Annotated in this window: 13 protein-coding genes; all 13 read left to right on the forward strand. The window is 45.4% G+C overall.

What is annotated here, in order from left to right; all coding sequences use genetic code 11:
- Positions 1–57 precede the first annotated feature (57 nt).
- The 13 genes from murD to carB all read left to right on the forward strand — a co-directional run bounded on the left by murD (position 58) and on the right by carB (position 19,334).
- Positions 58–1,374, forward strand: coding sequence for a UDP-N-acetylmuramoyl-L-alanine--D-glutamate ligase (murD, locus tag AB6D58_RS04005; RefSeq protein ID WP_372098068.1), 1,317 nt, complete (start codon positions 58–60; stop codon positions 1,372–1,374).
- A gap of 22 nt (positions 1,375–1,396) precedes the next feature.
- Positions 1,397–2,593: a cell division protein FtsW gene (ftsW, locus tag AB6D58_RS04010; RefSeq protein ID WP_065584711.1), complete on the forward strand. Its 1,197-nt coding sequence runs from the start codon at positions 1,397–1,399 to the stop codon at positions 2,591–2,593.
- Positions 2,594–2,605: 12 nt separating this feature from the next.
- Positions 2,606–3,667 (forward strand): undecaprenyldiphospho-muramoylpentapeptide beta-N-acetylglucosaminyltransferase, encoded by a 1,062-nt coding sequence (murG, locus tag AB6D58_RS04015; RefSeq protein ID WP_017059287.1) that lies wholly within the window; start codon positions 2,606–2,608, stop codon positions 3,665–3,667.
- A gap of 13 nt (positions 3,668–3,680) precedes the next feature.
- Positions 3,681–5,141: a UDP-N-acetylmuramate--L-alanine ligase gene (gene murC, locus AB6D58_RS04020; protein WP_017059288.1), complete on the forward strand. Its 1,461-nt coding sequence runs from the start codon at positions 3,681–3,683 to the stop codon at positions 5,139–5,141.
- Between the two features lie 278 nt (positions 5,142–5,419).
- Entirely contained in the window at positions 5,420–6,112 is a 693-nt protein-coding gene (locus AB6D58_RS04025) for a cell division protein FtsQ/DivIB (protein WP_017059290.1), read from the forward strand.
- Positions 6,105–7,373 carry a cell division protein FtsA gene (gene ftsA / locus AB6D58_RS04030; protein ID WP_010434747.1) on the forward strand — a complete coding sequence of 423 codons (1,269 nt, stop codon included), beginning with the start codon at positions 6,105–6,107 and terminating at the stop codon, positions 7,371–7,373. The genes AB6D58_RS04025 and ftsA overlap by 8 nt, the downstream gene beginning before the upstream one ends.
- 31 nt (positions 7,374–7,404) lie before the next feature.
- Positions 7,405–8,634 carry a cell division protein FtsZ gene (ftsZ, locus tag AB6D58_RS04035; protein WP_017059291.1) on the forward strand — a complete coding sequence of 410 codons (1,230 nt, stop codon included), beginning with the start codon at positions 7,405–7,407 and terminating at the stop codon, positions 8,632–8,634.
- A gap of 96 nt (positions 8,635–8,730) precedes the next feature.
- Positions 8,731–9,648, forward strand: coding sequence for a UDP-3-O-acyl-N-acetylglucosamine deacetylase (gene lpxC, locus AB6D58_RS04040; protein ID WP_010434751.1), 918 nt, complete (start codon positions 8,731–8,733; stop codon positions 9,646–9,648).
- Between the two features lie 390 nt (positions 9,649–10,038).
- Positions 10,039–12,765 carry a preprotein translocase subunit SecA gene (gene secA / locus AB6D58_RS04045; RefSeq protein WP_017059292.1) on the forward strand — a complete coding sequence of 909 codons (2,727 nt, stop codon included), beginning with the start codon at positions 10,039–10,041 and terminating at the stop codon, positions 12,763–12,765.
- 348 nt (positions 12,766–13,113) lie between these two features.
- Complete coding sequence (gene mutT, locus AB6D58_RS04050) at positions 13,114–13,512, forward strand: 8-oxo-dGTP diphosphatase MutT (RefSeq protein WP_017062897.1); 399 nt, start codon at positions 13,114–13,116, stop codon at positions 13,510–13,512.
- A 92-nt stretch (positions 13,513–13,604) separates the two neighbouring features.
- Complete coding sequence (dapB, locus tag AB6D58_RS04055) at positions 13,605–14,429, forward strand: 4-hydroxy-tetrahydrodipicolinate reductase (RefSeq protein WP_020628676.1); 825 nt, start codon at positions 13,605–13,607, stop codon at positions 14,427–14,429.
- Between the two features lie 503 nt (positions 14,430–14,932).
- Positions 14,933–16,087, forward strand: coding sequence for a glutamine-hydrolyzing carbamoyl-phosphate synthase small subunit (gene carA, locus AB6D58_RS04060; protein ID WP_010434758.1), 1,155 nt, complete (start codon positions 14,933–14,935; stop codon positions 16,085–16,087).
- 16 nt (positions 16,088–16,103) lie between these two features.
- Entirely contained in the window at positions 16,104–19,334 is a 3,231-nt protein-coding gene (gene carB / locus AB6D58_RS04065; protein WP_017059294.1) for a carbamoyl-phosphate synthase large subunit, read from the forward strand.
- Positions 19,335–19,459: the final 125 nt, after the last annotated feature.

The following is a 19,459-nucleotide window of genomic DNA, read 5'->3' on the forward strand; positions in this document are numbered from 1 at the left end:
TCCTGTATGAGCCTCTGAATAGGGGCTCTTTAAAACTATTAAGAGCATCTTGTTTAAATGGAACGTTGGCAAAATATTCAAAATGTAGTGGTTGTGGGGCTCGGTATTACCGGGCTCTCTGTCGTTAAACATCTCGTAAAATATCAGCCCCATACTTGCGTAAAGGTAATTGATACGCGAGAGCTACCACCAGGAAAGGAATCTTTGCCTGAGTCGGTTGAGCTGCATTCTGGAAGCTGGAATAGCCAATGGCTAGCTGAGGCTGATCTGGTGGTTGCTAACCCAGGCATTGCTTTAGCGACACCTGAAATTCAAGATGTGCTTCAAGCGGGTACGCCTGTCGTTGGCGACATCGAGCTGTTTGGTTGGGCTGTAGATAAGCCTGTTGTGGCGATTACTGGTTCAAACGGTAAGAGTACCGTGACTGATCTGACTGGTGTGCTTGCTAAGGCTGCTGGGCTTAATGTTGGCGTTGGCGGCAATATTGGCATTCCTGCCCTAGACCTTCTAGAACTTGATGCGGAGTTATATGTCCTTGAACTTTCAAGTTTTCAGTTAGAAACTACATCGAATTTAAAACTTGCCGCTGCGGCATTCTTAAATCTGTCTGAAGATCATATGGATCGCTATCAAGGCATGGCTGATTACCGTGAGGCCAAGTTAAGAATCTTTAATAACGCGCAGTGTGCGACTGTTAATCGTGAAGACAAAGAGACTTACCCTGACCAGACAATGCCATTGTTGACTTTTGGCCTAGATAACCAAGAGTTTGGTGTATCAACGATTGATAGTACTGAGTGGTTGGTCGATCACGGTAAACCTGTCCTTGCTACCCAAGATTTAACATTGGTTGGACGTCACAATGTGGCGAATGCGTTAGTCTCACTTGCACTATTGAAGCAAGTTGGTATCGACTACAGCAAAAGTCTTGATGCTTTGAAGGCCTATAACGGTTTGACGCATCGTTGCCAAGTCGTGGCTGACAAGCGCGAAATCAAATGGGTTAATGACTCCAAAGCAACGAATGTAGCCAGCACATTGGCAGCCCTGTCTGGGTTGGAGTATCAAGGTACGTTATATCTTTTGGTTGGCGGCGTTGGTAAAGGTGCTGACTTTAGTGAGCTTGAACCAGTATTGGCGCAACTTGAGCGTGTTCAGCTGTGTTGTTTCGGTGAAGATGCAGATCAATTCATGCCTCTGCACCCATCGGCACAAAAGTTCGATACCATGCAGCAGATAATCGAATCTATCTCGCCACAGCTGGTGGCTGGAGATATGGTGATGCTGTCTCCGGCGTGCGCAAGCTTCGATCAATTTAATAATTTCATGGCAAGAGGTGATGCGTTCACTGAGCTTGCTCATGAGTATGCTTAACGTGTTGAAGGACTAACATTCAGTGCAAAGAGTCAAAGAGATTAATCAATCCATCTGGCAGTGGCTAAACCGTGCTACTCCCGAGGCGCTTTACGATCGTCAATTGGTGTGGATTGCTCTTGGGCTAATGCTGACAGGTTTGGTGATGGTGACGTCTGCTTCGTTCCCCATCAGTGCTCGTTTAACCGATCAGCCGTTTCACTTTATGTTCCGTCATGCCATCTTCCTTGTATTGGCGTTAGGTGTCTCTAGCGTCATATTGCAAATCCCGATGCAACGCTGGTTTCAATACAGTATGTATCTACTGGGCTTGTCCTTCTTCTTGCTGATTGTGGTATTAGCCGTCGGTAAGTCGGTTAACGGCGCATCGCGTTGGATCCCATTGGGGCTATTTAACTTACAACCCGCTGAAGTCGCCAAGTTATCGCTGTTTATCTTTATGGCGGGCTACTTGGTTCGGAAGCAAGATGAAGTGAGAAAAACCTTCTTCGGTGGTTTTGGTAAACCGATCATGGTATTCGGCGCTTTTGCCGTGCTGCTGCTAGGCCAGCCCGATTTAGGTACTGTGGTCGTAATGCTAGTGACCCTGTTCGGCATGCTATTCATTGCTGGTGCCAAGCTTTCACAGTTTATCGCCTTGATGGTGGCAGGTATTGCCGCGGTCGTCGGTTTGATTGTTATAGAACCTTATCGTGTTCGACGTGTTACCTCATTCTGGGAACCTTGGAACGACCCGTTCGGCAGTGGTTACCAGTTAACTCAGTCATTGATGGCGTTTGGCCGTGGTGATTGGATGGGGCAAGGGCTTGGTAACTCGATTCAAAAACTCGAATACTTACCAGAAGCGCATACCGATTTTGTATTTGCTGTGTTGGCTGAAGAGCTTGGCTTTGTCGGTGTTACCTTAGTATTAATGTTGATCTTCAGCTTGGTGTTAAAAGCCATTCTGATAGGTAAAAAAGCCTTTGAACACGATCAAGTGTTCAGCGGCTATCTGGCTTTTGGTATTGGTATTTGGTTTGCGTTTCAGACGCTTGTTAACGTAGGTGCTGCATCTGGCATCGTTCCGACCAAAGGTCTAACCCTACCGCTAATCAGTTATGGTGGTTCGAGTTTAATTGTTATGTCTGTGGCGGTATCAATGCTGCTGCGCATTGACCACGAATGCCGAATGCAACAAAAAGAACAAGCTGATAGTCAAAACGAATTAGTAGAATAAGAATCTAACGTGATGAAACAAAACAAAAAACTTTTAGTGATGGCTGGTGGTACTGGCGGTCACGTTTTCCCAGGGTTAGCAGTAGCGAAAAAGCTTCAGCAACAAGGTTGGGAAATTCGCTGGTTAGGCACAGCAGACAGAATGGAAGCGGATTTAGTGCCAAAGCATGGCATTGAAATCGACTTCATCAAAGTGAAAGGCCTGCGTGGTCAAGGCATTAGCAAGTTAATTAAAGCGCCGTTCCAGATTATTAATGCCATACTTCAAGCAAGGCAACACATCAAAGCATGGCAGCCTGATGTGGTACTTGGTATGGGTGGCTACGTGAGTGGCCCGGGTGGTATCGCGGCATGGTTGTCTGGCATTCCAGTGGTTCTCCATGAACAAAATGCAGTGGCAGGTTTAACCAACCAATGGCTGTCTAAGATTGCTAAAAAGGTTTTCCAAGCTTTCCCTGGTGCTTTCCCTACCGCAGAAGTGGTGGGTAACCCAGTACGCGAAGATGTGGTTGCCTTAGCTGAACCCGAGCAACGCATGGCTGAGCGTGATGGTGACATCCGCATCTTGGTTATGGGCGGCAGTCAGGGCGCAAAAATCCTAAACGATACCTTGCCAGTAACGATGGCGCAGCTTGGTGAAGGCTTCACTGTGATGCACCAAGCGGGTAAGAACAATCAACAACAAGTTATTGAGCAATACAAATCACATTCTGTTGGTAATGTTCAAGTGACTGAATTTATTGATGATGTGGCGCAAGCTTATGAGTGGGCAGATCTATTAGTGTGTCGCTCAGGTGCATTAACCGTATCAGAAGTGTCTGCGGCAGGTGTCGGTTCTATCTTCGTTCCGTTTATGCACAAAGACAGACAACAAGCGTTGAATGCCGACCATTTAGTTGAATGTGGCGCAGCGTTAATGATTGAACAGCCTCAACTAACGGCTGATAAGCTAGCGAACACTATCACGCAGCTTGATAGAAATGAATTAAAAATGATGGCAACAAAAGCTCGTCAAGCCGCCAAGCTTGATGCTGATGTGACCGTCGCTGAAGCGATTAAAGCTTTAGCAAAATAATGAGATTGAATTGATGACGATTGAACATACCCAAGACTTAGCGCAAATCCGTGCAATGGTGCCAGAGATGCGCCGTGTTAAATCTATCCACTTCATTGGTATTGGTGGTGCCGGAATGAGCGGGATTGCTGAAGTCTTGCTAAATGAAGGCTACCAGATCACGGGTTCTGATATTGCTCAAAACCCAGTGACTGATCGTTTAGTTAGCAAGGGTGCGACCGTTTATATCGGTCACCAAGCGAGTAACGTTGCCGACGCAAGTGTGGTGGTGGTATCAACCGCTATCAACGAAGAAAACCCAGAAATTATTGCAGCTCGTGAAGCGCGCACACCGATCGTTCGTCGTGCAGAAATGCTGGCTGAGCTGATGCGTTTTCGTCACGGTATTGCTGTGGCAGGTACGCACGGTAAAACAACCACGACTGCGCTAGTGACACAGATTTACTCGGAAGCCGGCCTAGATCCAACCTTCGTAAACGGTGGTTTGGTTAAAAGTGCTGGCACTAACGCACGTTTAGGTTCAAGCCGTATTCTTATCGCTGAAGCCGATGAGAGTGATGCTTCATTTTTACATCTGCAACCTATGGTTAGTATCGTAACTAACATTGAAGCGGATCATATGGATACCTACGGCGGCGATTTTGAAACGCTAAAGCAGACGTTTATTGATTTTTTACACAACCTACCATTCTACGGTCAGGCTGTGATGTGTGTTGATGATCCAGTAGTGCGTGAGCTTATTCCTCAGGTAAGTCGCCAGGTGATTACTTACGGTTTCTCTGAAGATGCGGATATTCGTATTGAGAACTACGTACAAGAAGGCCAGCAAGGCAAATTCACAGTGGTACGTGAAGGTAAAGCTAACCTTGATATCACGTTAAACATTCCAGGTCGTCACAATGCATTGAATGCATCCGCGGCGATTGCTGTTGCAACAGAAGATGACATCAGCGATGAAGCGATTCTCAAAGCGATGGCGGGAACGGAAGGCACGGGTCGCCGTTTCGATCACCTAGGTGAGTATGAAACAGGTAAAGGCGTTGCAATGCTGGTCGATGATTACGGTCATCACCCAACCGAAGTTGATGTGACGATTCAAGCTGCTCGTAGTGGCTGGACTGATAAACGTCTTGTTATGATCTTCCAACCGCACCGTTATAGCCGTACTCGCGATCTGTATGATGATTTCGCGAACGTTCTTGAGCAGGTTGATGTCCTAATTCTGTTAGATGTTTATTCTGCAGGTGAGAAACCTATTGCAGGGGCTGACGGACGTTCATTAAGTCGAACTATTCGTGGGCGTGGTAAGATAGACCCAATCTTTGTTGCCGATATCAACGCACTGCCATCGGCTTTAGCCAACGTAATTCAAGGCGGTGACCTTGTTTTAACGCAGGGTGCAGGCGATGTTGGTCGAGTAGCGAAGCAGTTGGAATCGTTACAGTTAGACATTAATAAAATGCAGAACGCGTAACAGAATACTGTCTACAGACTGTGGTCAATCGCTCACTTCTTGCGATTGACCTAAAATTGACCAAAAATCTTATTATCAACGTTTGATAGTTTGATTTTGCTCAGTATAATTCATAGGTTAAAGTAAGTGCTTTTACCTCTATTACGAAGATAGGGAATAGAATTGCGAACCAACGACAGGGAATGCGGGCTTTGGTAGAAAGTACTTTTAGCGAAAACCGCCACCTATTCAGTTTACCGTCGCTCAAGAAACACGCCTTAGGCGGGTCTTTTTTTGTCATGGTATTGCTATTCATTGGGTTTCTTTTCTATACCACACTAACTTGGATGTGGGACGATCAGCGATTGCCTCTCTCCAAAATAGTACTTCAAGGCGACTTAACTTACGTAACCGCTGGTGATGTTCAACATGCCTTTAGCGAGCTAGAGCACATTGGAACCTTCATGTCGCAAGACATCGGTGTGTTGCAAGACAGTTTAGAAGCGTTACCTTGGGTTTCAGTGGTCTCCATTCGTAAGCAGTGGCCAGACACAATAAAAGTATTTTTGACTGAGTACCATGCGGCAGCAATCTGGAACGGTAACATGCTGCTGAATGACGATGGTCAGGTGTTTAATGGTGATATCGGCCTGTTGAAGGGCGATAGAGTTAAGCTTTACGGCCCAGACGGCACCAGCCAAGAAGTGATAGAAAAGTGGCGACAGATAACCCCTTTGATTAACAGTCTAGGGTTAACCGTTACCTCTCTCGTTCTCAATGAGCGTCGCGCTTGGCAAATAATCCTAGATAACGGTATCCGTTTAGAACTAGGTAAAGATTCTTTAGATGAGCGTGTTGAACGCTTCATTTCGCTTTACAACGAACTTGGTAGTAAAGCGAATCAAGTGAGCTACATCGACCTCAGGTATGATACGGGAGCCGCTGTAGGCTGGTTTCCAGAGCAAGAGTTAGAAGAGAGCACAGATGACTAAGACCGCAGATGACAACATAATCGTTGGTCTTGATATAGGCACTGCGACCATATCAGCTCTGGTTGGTGAAATATTGCCTGATGGTCAAATCAATATCATTGGTTCTGGGCAAAGCCCATCCAGAGGTATGGATAAAGGTGGTGTAAACGACCTAGAGTCGGTAGTTAAGTCGGTTCAGCGAGCTATTGATCAAGCAGAGTTGATGGCGGAATGCCAAATCAGCAATGTATTTATCTCGCTATCGGGTAAACATATCGCAAGCCGAATTGAAAAAGGCATGGGCACTATCTCTGATGAAGAGGTGTCTCAAGACGATATGGATCGAGCGATCCATACCGCGAAATCAATTAAAATAGGTGATGAGCAGAGAATTCTGCACGTGATCCCACAAGAATTTACCATTGATTATCAAGAAGGGATTAAGAACCCACTTGGCTTATCTGGTGTTCGAATGGAAGTCAGTGTTCACCTAATTTCTTGCCATAGCGACATGGCGAGAAACATTATTAAAGCTGTTGAACGATGTGGTCTCACAGTAGAACAAATCGTGTTTTCAGGACTTGCCTCAAGCAATGCGGTAATTACTGAAGACGAGAGAGAGCTTGGAGTATGTGTTGTCGATATCGGTGCGGGTACAATGGATATTTCCATTTGGACTGGCGGCGCACTTCGACACACAGAAGTCTTTTCCTACGCAGGAAATGCAGTAACCAGTGATATTGCCTTCGCTTTCGGCACGCCAGTGAGCGATGCTGAAGAGATAAAAGTAAACCATGGTTGCGCTCTGAGTGAACTCGTAAGCAAGGATGACTCTGTTAACGTCCCAAGTGTTGGTGGTCGCCCATCGAGAAGTTTGCAACGACAAACTTTGTCGGAAGTGATTGAACCACGTTACACTGAACTTATGGGTCTCGTTAACCAAACTATTGATACGGTTCAATTACAGCTACGAGATGAAGGTATTAAACACCACCTTGCAGCTGGCGTCGTTCTCACTGGTGGAGCGGCACAAATTGACGGATTGGTAGAGTGTGCGGAACGTGTTTTCCGCAATCAAGTTCGAGTTGGTAAGCCGTTAGAAGTTAGTGGCTTAACTGACTATGTTAAAGAGCCGTATCATTCTACGGCGGTTGGTTTACTTCATTACGCAAGAGATTGTCAGATCAGTGATGAAGGTGATTACAGCGAACCTAAGCGTTCAGCACCTTCTATGTCTGGTTTATTTGGCAAATTGCGTAATTGGATACAAAAAGAGTTTTAACCTGAGTTGCAGGAAAAAACGGAGATAACACATGTTTGAACCGATGATGGAAATGTCTGACGATGCAGTAATTAAAGTCGTTGGAGTTGGTGGCGGTGGCGGTAACGCTGTTGAGCACATGGTACGTGAATCAATCGAAGGCGTAGAATTCATCAGTGTTAACACTGATGCACAAGCACTTCGTAAAACAAGCGTGAGCAGCGTGATCCAAATTGGTGGTGATATCACTAAAGGTTTGGGCGCTGGTGCAAACCCACAAGTAGGCCGTGATGCAGCTCTCGAAGATCGAGAAAGAATTAAAGAAGTTCTAACTGGCGCCGATATGGTATTTATCGCAGCTGGTATGGGCGGTGGTACTGGTACAGGTGCTGCTCCAGTTATTGCTGAAGTTGCGAAAGAGTTGGGTGTGCTAACGGTTGCTGTTGTAACTAAGCCATTTAGCTTTGAAGGCAAAAAACGTTTAGCGTTTGCTGAGCAAGGTATTGAAGAGCTTTCTAAACATGTGGATTCTTTAATTACGATTCCAAATGAGAAGCTACTTAAAGTACTTGGCCGCGGCGTAACTCTGCTAGAAGCTTTCGCAAGTGCCAATGATGTACTTAAAAACGCTGTACAAGGTATCGCTGAGCTAATTACTCGCCCTGGTATGATTAACGTCGATTTCGCGGATGTTCGCACCGTAATGTCTGAGATGGGTCATGCAATGATGGGTAGCGGTATCGCAAAAGGTGAAGACCGTGCTGAAGAAGCTGCTGAAACGGCAATTTCTAGCCCACTACTAGAAGACATCGACCTAGCTGGCGCACGTGGCGTTCTTGTGAACATCACAGCTGGCCTAGATATGCGTCTAGATGAATTCGAAACAGTAGGTAATACAGTTAAGGCATTCGCATCTGATAACGCAACAGTTGTGATTGGTACTTCTCTAGACCCTGATATGACGGATGAAATCCGTGTAACTGTTGTAGCAACAGGTATCGGCACAGAGAAAAAACCAGACATTACATTAGTTGCTGGTGGTAAAGCTAAGGTTGCACCAACTCCTCAACCACAGGTAGCGGCTCAAACTGCACCAAAAGTGGAAGAGAAAGTGGCACAACCATTGCAAGAAAAAACTGAGGTTAAACCTCAAGTTAAGCCGCAGCCAACAACGTCACCTGTTTCTTCAGGTACAGGCGCTAGCCAAAGTGCAGCACCTAAGGCTGAGAAAGAGAGTGGATACTTAGATATTCCAGCATTCTTACGACGTCAGGCTGATTAACAAATACCCAAAATTTGACTATTGTCGAATTAATGGTAAAATTCGCGGTCGGTAAATACTGACCGTGATTTGTAGCACTGATAACGAGGCAAGCAGATGATCAGACAACGTACTCTGAAAGAAATTGTGAAAACAACTGGTGTGGGTCTCCACTCTGGTCGTAAAGTCACACTTACTCTTCGCCCGGCAGCTGCAAATACAGGTATTGTTTATCGTCGTACAGATGTAAATCCACCTGTAGATTTCCCAGCTGATCCAGCGTCAGTTCGTGACACTATGCTATGTACAGCTCTTGTTAATGACGAAGGCGTACGTATCTCTACAGTGGAACACCTTAACGCAGCTTTAGCGGGTATGGGCATCGACAACATTATTGTTGAAGTAGATGCACCTGAGATCCCAATTATGGATGGTAGCGCAAGCCCATTCGTATACTTGCTACAGCAAGCGGGTGTAGAAACACTGAATGCAGCGAAGCGTTTTATTCGTATCAAAAAGCCTATCCGTTTTGAAGATGGCGATAAGTGGGCAGAATTTGTTCCATTTAACGGCTTCCGTATGGACTTTGAGATCGATTTTAACCACCCAGCTATTGAATCTGATGAGCAACGTTTGTTGTTTGATTTCTCTTCACAAGGTTTTGTGAAAGAAATTTCTCGCGCTCGTACTTTCGGCTTCATGCGCGACATTGAGTATCTACAATCTCAAAACCTAGTACTTGGCGGTAGCTTTGATAATGCTATCGTACTGGACGAATACCGAATTCTTAATGAAGAAGGTCTACGTTTTGACAATGAGTTCGTAACTCATAAAGTACTAGACGCGATTGGTGACTTGTACATGTGTGGACACGCTATTATTGGTGAGTTCCGTGCATACAAATCAGGTCACGGCCTAAACAACCAACTACTACGTGCAGTACTTGCTGACGCAGAAGCTTGGGAGTGGGCAACATTCGAAGAAGAAGTAGGCTCTCCTGTTGCATTTGCTGAGCCAGGAATGGTTCTAGCGTAATTGTTGTTTACAGCAATATAAGATTTCGAAAACCAGGTCATTGACCTGGTTTTTTTGTATCTATTTTCCAGATACAGTGTCGTCAACATCCGAAAGTTGTCTCCCAATGAGCTGCAGTCTGGCTAATCCATCAGCAATTAGAAAGAAAAGTTCCAAGCACATCAAACAAATGGGGTTATAAATGGTTGTTGGTGTGAAAATTACTTACACTAAAGGGCATTAATTTTAACTCAAGCCTTGAAAACTCTACTCTCAAGTACAATATCAAAGATACTAGATTTATCTCAGTATCCTTGGTTAGTAACTGAAGACTAGTTCATAGCTAGTAGAGACACTGACGGCATTTAAAATAGATCGCGGACGATCTGAGAACGAAGAGATTCCAAGCACATGATTACTAAGCTGCTGACAAAGGTAATTGGCAGTCGCAATGACAGAACACTGCGCCGCCTTAGAAAAATTGTAAAAGAAATTAATAACTTCGAACCAACGTTTGAAGCACTTTCAGACGAAGAACTAAAAGCAAAAACGGTTGAATTTCGTGAGCGCTTAGATAAAGGTGAATCGCTAGACCAACTTCTACCTGAAGCATTTGCTACGGTACGTGAAGCGTCTAAGCGTGTTTACGGCATGCGTCACTTTGACGTGCAAATGATTGGTGGCATGGTTCTAAATGCTGGCCAAATTGCAGAAATGCGTACTGGTGAAGGTAAGACTCTTACAGCAACCCTACCAGCTTATCTTAACGCCCTACCTAGCAAAGGTGTTCACGTAGTAACGGTGAACGACTACCTAGCGAAGCGTGATGCGGAAACAAACCGCCCATTATTTGAATTCCTTGGTATGACTGTTGGCGTAAACGTGCCAAACATGGCTCCACCAGAGAAGAAAGAAGCGTACCAAGCGGATATCCTATACGGAACAAACAACGAGTTTGGCTTCGATTACCTACGTGACAACATGGCTTTCCGTGCTGAAGATCGTGTTCAACGTGAGCGCTTCTTTGCTGTTGTCGATGAGGTTGACTCAATCTTAATCGATGAAGCTCGTACTCCACTTATTATCTCTGGCCCAGCTGAAGATAGTTCAGATCTTTACACGCGTATTAACACGTTGATCCCTAACCTTGAGCGCCAAGATAAAGAAGATTCTGAAGAGTACCGTGGTGAAGGTCACTACACCATGGACGAGAAATCGAAACAGGTTCACCTGACTGAAAACGGTCAAGAATTTGTAGAAGAGCTAATGGTCAAAAACGGCCTGATGGAAGAGGGTGACACGCTTTACTCTCCAACTAATATCAGCCTATTGCACCATGTTAATGCAGCGCTGCGTGCACACGTACTGTTTGAGAAAGACGTCGACTACATCGTTACTGAAGAAGGCGAAGTGGTTATCGTTGATGAACATACTGGTCGTACTATGCCAGGTCGTCGTTGGTCTGAAGGTTTACACCAAGCTGTTGAAGCTAAAGAAGGTGTGAAGATTCAGAATGAAAACCAGACGCTAGCATCGATTACATTCCAGAACTTCTTCCGTCTATACGAAAAACTGTCAGGTATGACAGGTACAGCCGATACAGAAGCTTTCGAATTTCAGTCTATCTACGGCCTAGAAACAGTGGTTATCCCAACCAACAAGCCTATGGTTCGTAACGATATGCCAGATGTGGTTTATCGTACCGAAGAAGACAAGTTCAATGCGATCATTGAAGACATCAAAGACCGTGTAGCTGCTGGTCAGCCATCATTGGTTGGTACGGTTTCTATCGAGAAGTCTGAACTACTGTCTAACGCACTGAAAAAAGCAAAAATTAAGCACAGCGTTCTAAATGCTAAATTCCACGAAATGGAAGCAGAGATCGTTGCACAAGCTGGTATGCCGAGTGCGGTAACTATCGCAACTAACATGGCTGGTCGTGGTACCGATATCGTATTAGGTGGTAGCTGGCAGGCACAAGTTGAGAAGCTAGAGAATCCAACCAAAGAGCAGATCGAGAAGATCAAAGCTGACTGGAGAGTAATCCACGATAAAGTGCTTGAGTCAGGTGGTCTGCACATCATTGGTACTGAGCGTCATGAATCTCGCCGTATCGACAACCAGCTACGTGGTCGTTCTGGTCGTCAAGGTGATGCGGGTTCTTCTCGTTTCTACCTATCAATGGAAGATTCTCTGCTACGTATCTTCACATCGGATCGTATGGCTGGTCTTATCCAAAGTGGTATGGACGAAGGCGAAGCGATCGAATCTAAGATGCTTTCTCGCTCAATTGAAAAAGCACAACGTAAAGTTGAAGGTCGTAACTTCGATATTCGTAAGCAGCTTCTTGAGTACGATGATGTAGCCAATGACCAACGTAAAGTGGTTTATGAGCTTCGTGATGAACTGATGAGCTCTGACGATATCAGCGAGATGATCGAACACAACCGTGAAGATGTATTGGCATCAGTGATTGATGAATACATCGCACCTCAGTCTCTTGAAGATATGTGGGATATCGCGGGTCTGCAAGATCGTCTGAAGAATGACTTCGATCTAGACTTTGATATTCAAGGTTGGTTAGACGAAGACGACAAGCTTTATGAAGAAGCATTGCGTGAGCGTATTCTTGCTATGGCGGTTGATTCGTACAAACAGAAAGAAGAAGTGGTTGGTGCTCAAGTACTGCGTAACTTCGAGAAATCTGTGATGCTACAAACGCTAGACGGCCTTTGGAAAGAGCACTTGGCTGCGATGGATCACCTTCGTCAAGGTATCCACTTACGTGGTTATGCTCAGAAGAACCCGAAACAAGAGTACAAGCGCGAGTCGTTTGAACTGTTTGAAGGCCTACTAGATGTACTGAAAACAGACGTTGTTACCATCCTTTCTAAAGTGCGCGTTCAGCAACAAGAAGAAGTTGAAAAGATGGAAGCTCAACGTCAAGCTCAAGCTGAAGAAGCGGCGCGTCGTGCACAAGCGCAACATGCAACAGCTGAAAACCAGCTAGCTGACGATGAAGCTGAAGCGGCATCTCCACAAACGGTAGTGCGTGACGAGCGTAAAGTTGGCCGTAACGAGCCATGCCCATGTGGTAGCGGTAAGAAGTACAAGCAGTGTCACGGTAAAATCGCGTAAGTTTAATGAATCGTTGCTGTAGCGCATGATAGCTGCGTTGGTGGTACTCACTTACAGTCGTAAGCTCCGTGCCACCGCCTTGCTCTCATACACTACAACTTAGCTTCATAAAACTGACAAATAGAATATAAAGAGTCGCTTAGGCGGCTCTTTTTGTATGTAAATTTCATGGCTTACTTTGTTACGCAAGGAAGTTGTCATTCCCTATAGCGAGGAGTGAGCGTAGTAGGGGATCTTGTTTAGTTAGGCTCGCGTAGTTTTAGATCCCCAACTCAGTCGTTCCTCTTTCTTGAGGATGACGTATTTAGGGACTATGTGAGTTCAGCGTTTTATTAAGGAACACCATCAATGAAAAGAATCCATATCGTAGCGGGTATTATCTTCAATCAAGATAAGTCACAGGTCTTTATCACTAAGCGTCCAGATGACAAGCACAAAGGTGGCTTCTGGGAATTTCCAGGTGGCAAGGTTGAAGAGGGCGAAACTATTGAGCAAGCGATGACTCGCGAGCTTGATGAAGAGGTCGGTATCAAGGTGACCGAGCAGTCTCTGTTTGAGCATCTTGAATTTGATTACACGGATAAGTCACTTAAGTTCGATTTCATTCTCGTGACTGATTTTGAAGAGCAGCCTTATGGTAAAGAAGGTCAGCAAGGTGAATGGGTAAGCCTAGAATCATTGAATCAATACGCCTTCCCAGAGGCAAATGTGCCAATTTTAGAGCGAGTAATAAAAGAGTTTTCGTAATTGCTAGCCTGAGTTTGAGATTGTTGTTAGTTTAAAGAGATTAATCGATTGAACGTTGCTGCAAGAGATAAGTGGCAACGGTAACCAAAACAATGGAGATATTCGCAGTGGTAAGAATTGCAATTGCAGGAGCAGCGGGCCGCATGGGCCGCAACTTGGTGAAAGCCGCTCATCATAATTCAGAAGCAAGTGTTGGAGCTGGTTCAGAGCGTCCAGAGTCATCTTTGGTCGGCGTAGATGTCGGCGAGTTATGCGGTGAAGGTCGTTTTGATGTTGCTTTAGTCGATGATTTGTCTAAAGCCATCGAAGAGTTTGATGTGATTGTCGATTTTACTGCCCCTGTTAGCACATTAGCGAATATTGAACTTTGTAAACGTCACGGTAAAAAACTGATCATCGGTACAACGGGCTTCTCTGAAGAAGAGAAGCAGGTGATTGATGCTGCTTCAAAAGAGATGGCTATCGTAATGGCACCTAACTACAGCGTTGGTGTGAACCTGGTCTTTAAGCTGCTAGAGAAGGCCGCTAAAGTGATGGGCGATTACTGTGATGTCGAGATCGTTGAGGCTCATCACCGTCATAAAGTCGATGCACCGTCAGGTACTGCGATTGGTATGGGCGAAGCTATTGCGGGTGCTATGGGCAACGAGCTGAACGATGTAGCTGTCTGGTCACGCGAGGGTATTACTGGCGAGCGCACTAAAGATGAGATTGGTTTCGCGACGATTCGTGCCGGTGACATTATTGGTGAACACACCGCTATGTTTGCTGATATCGGTGAACGAGTGGAAATTACCCATAAAGCCACTGATCGAATGACCTTTGCTAATGGCGCAATCAAGGCCGCGGTTTGGTTAAATGATAAACCAGCAGGCTTTTATACCATGACGGATGTGCTTGGTTTGAATGACCTATAAATAGATATTTATGCGCTGGCAATTGCCGGCGCTTTCTTTATTTGGTGCCTTTTCCTTAGTAATCTCACTTCTCCGATCTTCCTTCTACTTTCTTCTTATCGCCTTTTTGACTCCATTTCTATGCTGTTTATGTGGTCTTTGGTGTGTTTTTTGTTTTAGATCTTTAAATTGTCATGTTTTCTCTTGGTATTTATCGATTGCGTTTTGTTGCTGATATTTTTATCACTCTATGGTTGGCTAAAATGAGGAGTGAAAATTAGAAAATCGTAATATTCGAGCTAAATGCGCATGAAAGTTGAACTTTTGGAGCTTTGAGGGGGTAAATTGAATTAGTCCTTACAAATGTTTAATTTCTTTTGAGTTAAATGTTGACACGTATCACGCAGATCACTAAAATACCGCCAATTTGTCTAATTTCCATAAACACGCAGTTTTTGGTGTTGCAGGAAGGTAGATTTGCAAATTAAATCAATTTTAATGCATTTTTATTTCTGGAGGTTGTCTTGAAGAAGTCAGCACTACTCGTCCTAGAAGATGGGACAGTATTTCACGGTGAAGCCATTGGCGCTGTAGGTTCTGCAGTTGGTGAAGTCGTTTTTAATACCTCGATGACGGGGTACCAAGAAATCCTCACTGATCCTTCCTATTCTCAACAAATCGTTACCCTTACTTACCCTCACATTGGCAATACCGGAACCAATTCCGAAGACGAAGAATCTTCTTCAATCCACGCTCAAGGCCTTGTGATTCGCGATCTCCCTCTAATCGCTTCTAACTTCCGTAATGAACAATCCCTTTCTGATTACCTTAAGTCGCAAAACGTTGTTGGTATCGCTGATATTGATACTCGTAAGTTGACGCGTATTCTTCGTGAAAAAGGCGCACAGAACGGTTGTATTGTAGCTGGCTCTTCAGTAAACGACGGAAACCTAGACGAAGCTTTGGCTCTAGCTAAAGCAAAAGAATTCCCTGGCCTGAAAGGTATGGACCTTGCGAAAGAAGTTACAACAAAAGAAGCGTATCAATGGAAACAAGGTTCGTGGACGCTTACGGGTGGACTTCCTGAAGCGAAAGCAGACTCAGAATTGCCATACCACGTTGTTGCTTATGACTTCGGTGCAAAACGAAACATCCTACGAATGCTTGTTGACCGCGGCTGCCGCCTAACGGTTGTTCCTGCTGAGACTTCAGCTGAAGAAGTACTTGCTCTGAACCCAGACGGTGTTTTCCTTTCAAATGGCCCTGGTGACCCAGAACCATGTACTTACGCAATTGAAGCGACAAAAGTGTTCCTAGAAAAAGGCTTACCAATCTTCGGTATCTGTCTAGGTCACCAGATTCTTGCTCTTGCGTCAGGCGCTAAGACAGTGAAGATGAAGTTTGGTCACCACGGCGCAAACCACCCGGTTAAAGATTTAGATCGTGATGTTGTGATGATTACTTCGCAAAACCACGGCTTTGCTGCTGACGAAGAAACCCTTCCAGAGACACTACGTGCAACGCACAAATCACTATTTGATGGTTCTCTACAAGGTATTCACCGTACAGACAAACCAGCATTCAGCTTCCAAGGTCACCCTGAAGCGAGCCCAGGTCCAGAAGACGCAGCGCCGTTATTCGACCACTTTATTGAACTAATCAAACAGCACACAGCGTAATTCGGAGTAGTAGACAATGCCAAAACGTACTGACATTAAAAGTATTCTTATTCTAGGTGCTGGCCCGATCGTTATCGGCCAAGCATGTGAGTTCGATTACTCTGGTGCTCAAGCTTGTAAAGCGCTTCGCGAAGAAGGTTACCGAGTTATTCTTGTGAACTCGAACCCAGCGACAATCATGACTGACCCAGACATGGCAGATGCAACTTACATCGAGCCTATCCAATGGGAAGTTGTGCGTAACATCATCGCTAAAGAGAAGCCTGATGCAGTTCTACCTACTATGGGTGGCCAAACTGCATTGAACTGTGCTCTAGACCTAGAAAAGCACGGCGTTCTTGAAGAGTTCGGTGTTGAAATGATTGGTGCAACGGCTGACGCTATCGATAAAGCAGAAGACCGTTCACGCTTCGATAAAGCAATGAAAGCAATTGGCCTTGAGTGTCCAACTGCTGATACAGCGAAAACGATGGAAGAAGCTTACAAAGTTTTAGACATGGTTGGCTTCCCTTGTATCATTCGTCCATCGTTCACGATGGGTGGTACTGGTGGCGGTATCGCTTACAACAAAGAAGAATTTGAAGAAATCTGTCGTCGTGGTTTGGATCTATCTCCAACTAATGAACTTCTTATCGATGAATCACTTATCGGTTGGAAAGAGTACGAGATGGAAGTGGTTCGTGACAAAAACGACAACTGCATTATCGTATGTGCGATTGAAAACTTCGACCCAATGGGTATTCACACAGGTGACTCAATCACTGTGGCTCCAGCTCAAACGCTGACAGATAAAGAATACCAACTAATGCGTAACGCATCTCTAGCAGTACTGCGTGAGATTGGTGTTGAAACAGGTGGTTCAAACGTACAGTTTGGTATCAACCCGAAAGATGGCCGTATGGTTATCATCGAGATGAACCCACGTGTATCTCGCTCTTCTGCACTAGCTTCTAAAGCAACAGGTTTCCCAATCGCTAAGATTGCAGCGAAACTGGCTGTTGGTTTCACGCTAGACGAGCTAATGAATGACATCACTGGCGGCGCAACTCCAGCATCATTCGAACCAACAATCGACTACGTAGTAACTAAGATTCCTCGTTTTAACTTCGAGAAGTTTGCAGGTGCTAACGACCGCCTAACGACGCAAATGAAGTCGGTTGGTGAAGTTATGGCTATCGGCCGTAACCAACAAGAATCTCTACAAAAAGCACTTCGCGGCCTAGAAGTTGGCGCGACTGGTTTTGACGAAATGGTAGACCTAGACGCACCAGATGCTCTAACGACTATCCGTCACGAACTTAAAGAAGCTGGCGCAGAGCGTATTTGGTACATCGCTGACGCATTCCGTGCTGGTATGTCGGTAGATGGTGTATTCAACCTAACGCAAATCGACCGTTGGTTCCTAGTTCAAATCGAAGACATCGTTAAGCTAGAGCAAGAACTTAAAGCGAAAGGCTTTGCTGGTCTAAATAAAGACGAGCTAAACAAGCTTAAGCGTAAAGGTTTTGCTGATGCGCGCCTATCTAAGATTCTAGGTGTAGCGGAAAGCGAAATCCGTCGTCTACGTGACCAATACGATATCCACCCGGTATACAAGCGTGTAGATACGTGTGCGGCTGAGTTCTCTTCAGATACGGCTTACATGTACTCATCTTACGATGACGAGTGTGAAGCAAACCCAACAGACAAAGAAAAAATCATGATTCTAGGCGGCGGTCCAAACCGTATCGGCCAAGGTATTGAATTTGACTACTGTTGTGTACACGCATCACTAGCGCTGCGCGAAGATGGCTACGAAACTATCATGGTTAACTGTAACCCTGAGACTGTTTCTACAGACTACGATACGTCTGACCGTCTGTACTTCGAACCAGTAACTCTGGAAGACGTACTAGCAATCGCTCGCGTTGAGAAACCAAAAGGCGTTATCGTTCAGTACGGTGGTCAAACACCACTTAAACTGGCTCGTGCTCTTGAAGCTGCTGGCGTACCAATCATCGGTACTAGCCCAGACGCAATCGACCGTGCAGAAGACCGTGAGCGTTTCCAAGTTGCTGTAGACCGTCTAGGCCTACTTCAACCAGAAAACGCGACAGTAACAACAATGGAGCAAGCGGTAGAGAAATCTCGTGAAATCGGCTTCCCACTTGTTGTACGTCCTTCTTACGTACTTGGTGGTCGTGCGATGGAAATCGTATACGACGAGCAAGACCTACGTCGCTACTTCAACGAAGCAGTTAGCGTATCAAACGAATCTCCAGTACTACTTGATAGCTTCCTAGATGACGCTGTTGAAGTAGACGTAGATGCGATTTGTGACGGTGAGCGCGTTGTAATCGGCGGTATTATGGAGCACATCGAGCAAGCGGGTGTTCACTCTGGTGACTCAGCATGTTCTCTTCCTGCATACACGCTAAGCCAAGAAATCCAAGACGTAATGCGCGAGCAAGTTGAAAAGCTAGCGTTCGAGTTGGGTGTTCGTGGTCTGATGAACACGCAGTTTGCTGTTAAGAACAATGAAGTGTACCTAATCGAGGTTAACCCTCGTGCAGCACGTACGGTTCCATTCGTATCTAAAGCAACTGGTGCGCCAATCGCTAAGATTGCCGCTCGTGTAATGGCGGGTCAATCTCTAGAGTCTCAAGGCTTTACGAAAGAAATCATCCCACCTTACTACTCAGTGAAAGAAGTTGTACTTCCATTCAACAAGTTCCCTGGTGTTGACCCACTGTTAGGCCCAGAAATGCGCTCTACTGGTGAAGTTATGGGTGTTGGTGCGACGTTCGCAGAAGCATACTCTAAAGCTGAATTGGGTTGTGGTAACATCTACCCAGAAGGCGGTCGTGCACTTCTTTCTGTTCGCGAAGGCGACAAAGAGCGTGTTGTTGACCTAGCATCTAAACTATCTAAGCTTGGTTACCAGCTAGACGCAACTCACGGTACTGCGGTTATCCTTGGCGAAGCGGGCATCAACCCACGTCTAGTAAACAAGGTACACGAAGGTCGTCCTCACATTCTTGACCGTATCAAGAACAACGAGTATACGTACATCGTGAACACTGCAGCTGGCCGTCAAGCGATTGAAGATTCTAAAGTTCTTCGTCGTGGTGCACTTGCTGAGAAAGTTAACTACACGACTACGCTAAATGCTGCATTCGCGACTTGTATGGCGCACACTGCAGACGCGAAAACGTCAGTAACTTCAGTTCAAGAGCTACACGCTCAGGTTAAAGCTTCTCAAGCTTAATCGCCTAAAGTGTATCGCTGATATGCGGATATAAATGCTCAAAGCCCACTCCTCGGAGTGGGCTTTTTTATGGTGCGCCGAGCATGGCGTTGATCTAGGAGGTGAAAGTCCTCTACGGGCTCAGT

The sequence above is a fragment of the Vibrio sp. 10N.239.312.D08 genome (assembly GCF_041466145.1).
Classification (GTDB): Bacteria; Pseudomonadota; Gammaproteobacteria; order Enterobacterales; family Vibrionaceae; genus Vibrio; species Vibrio crassostreae_C.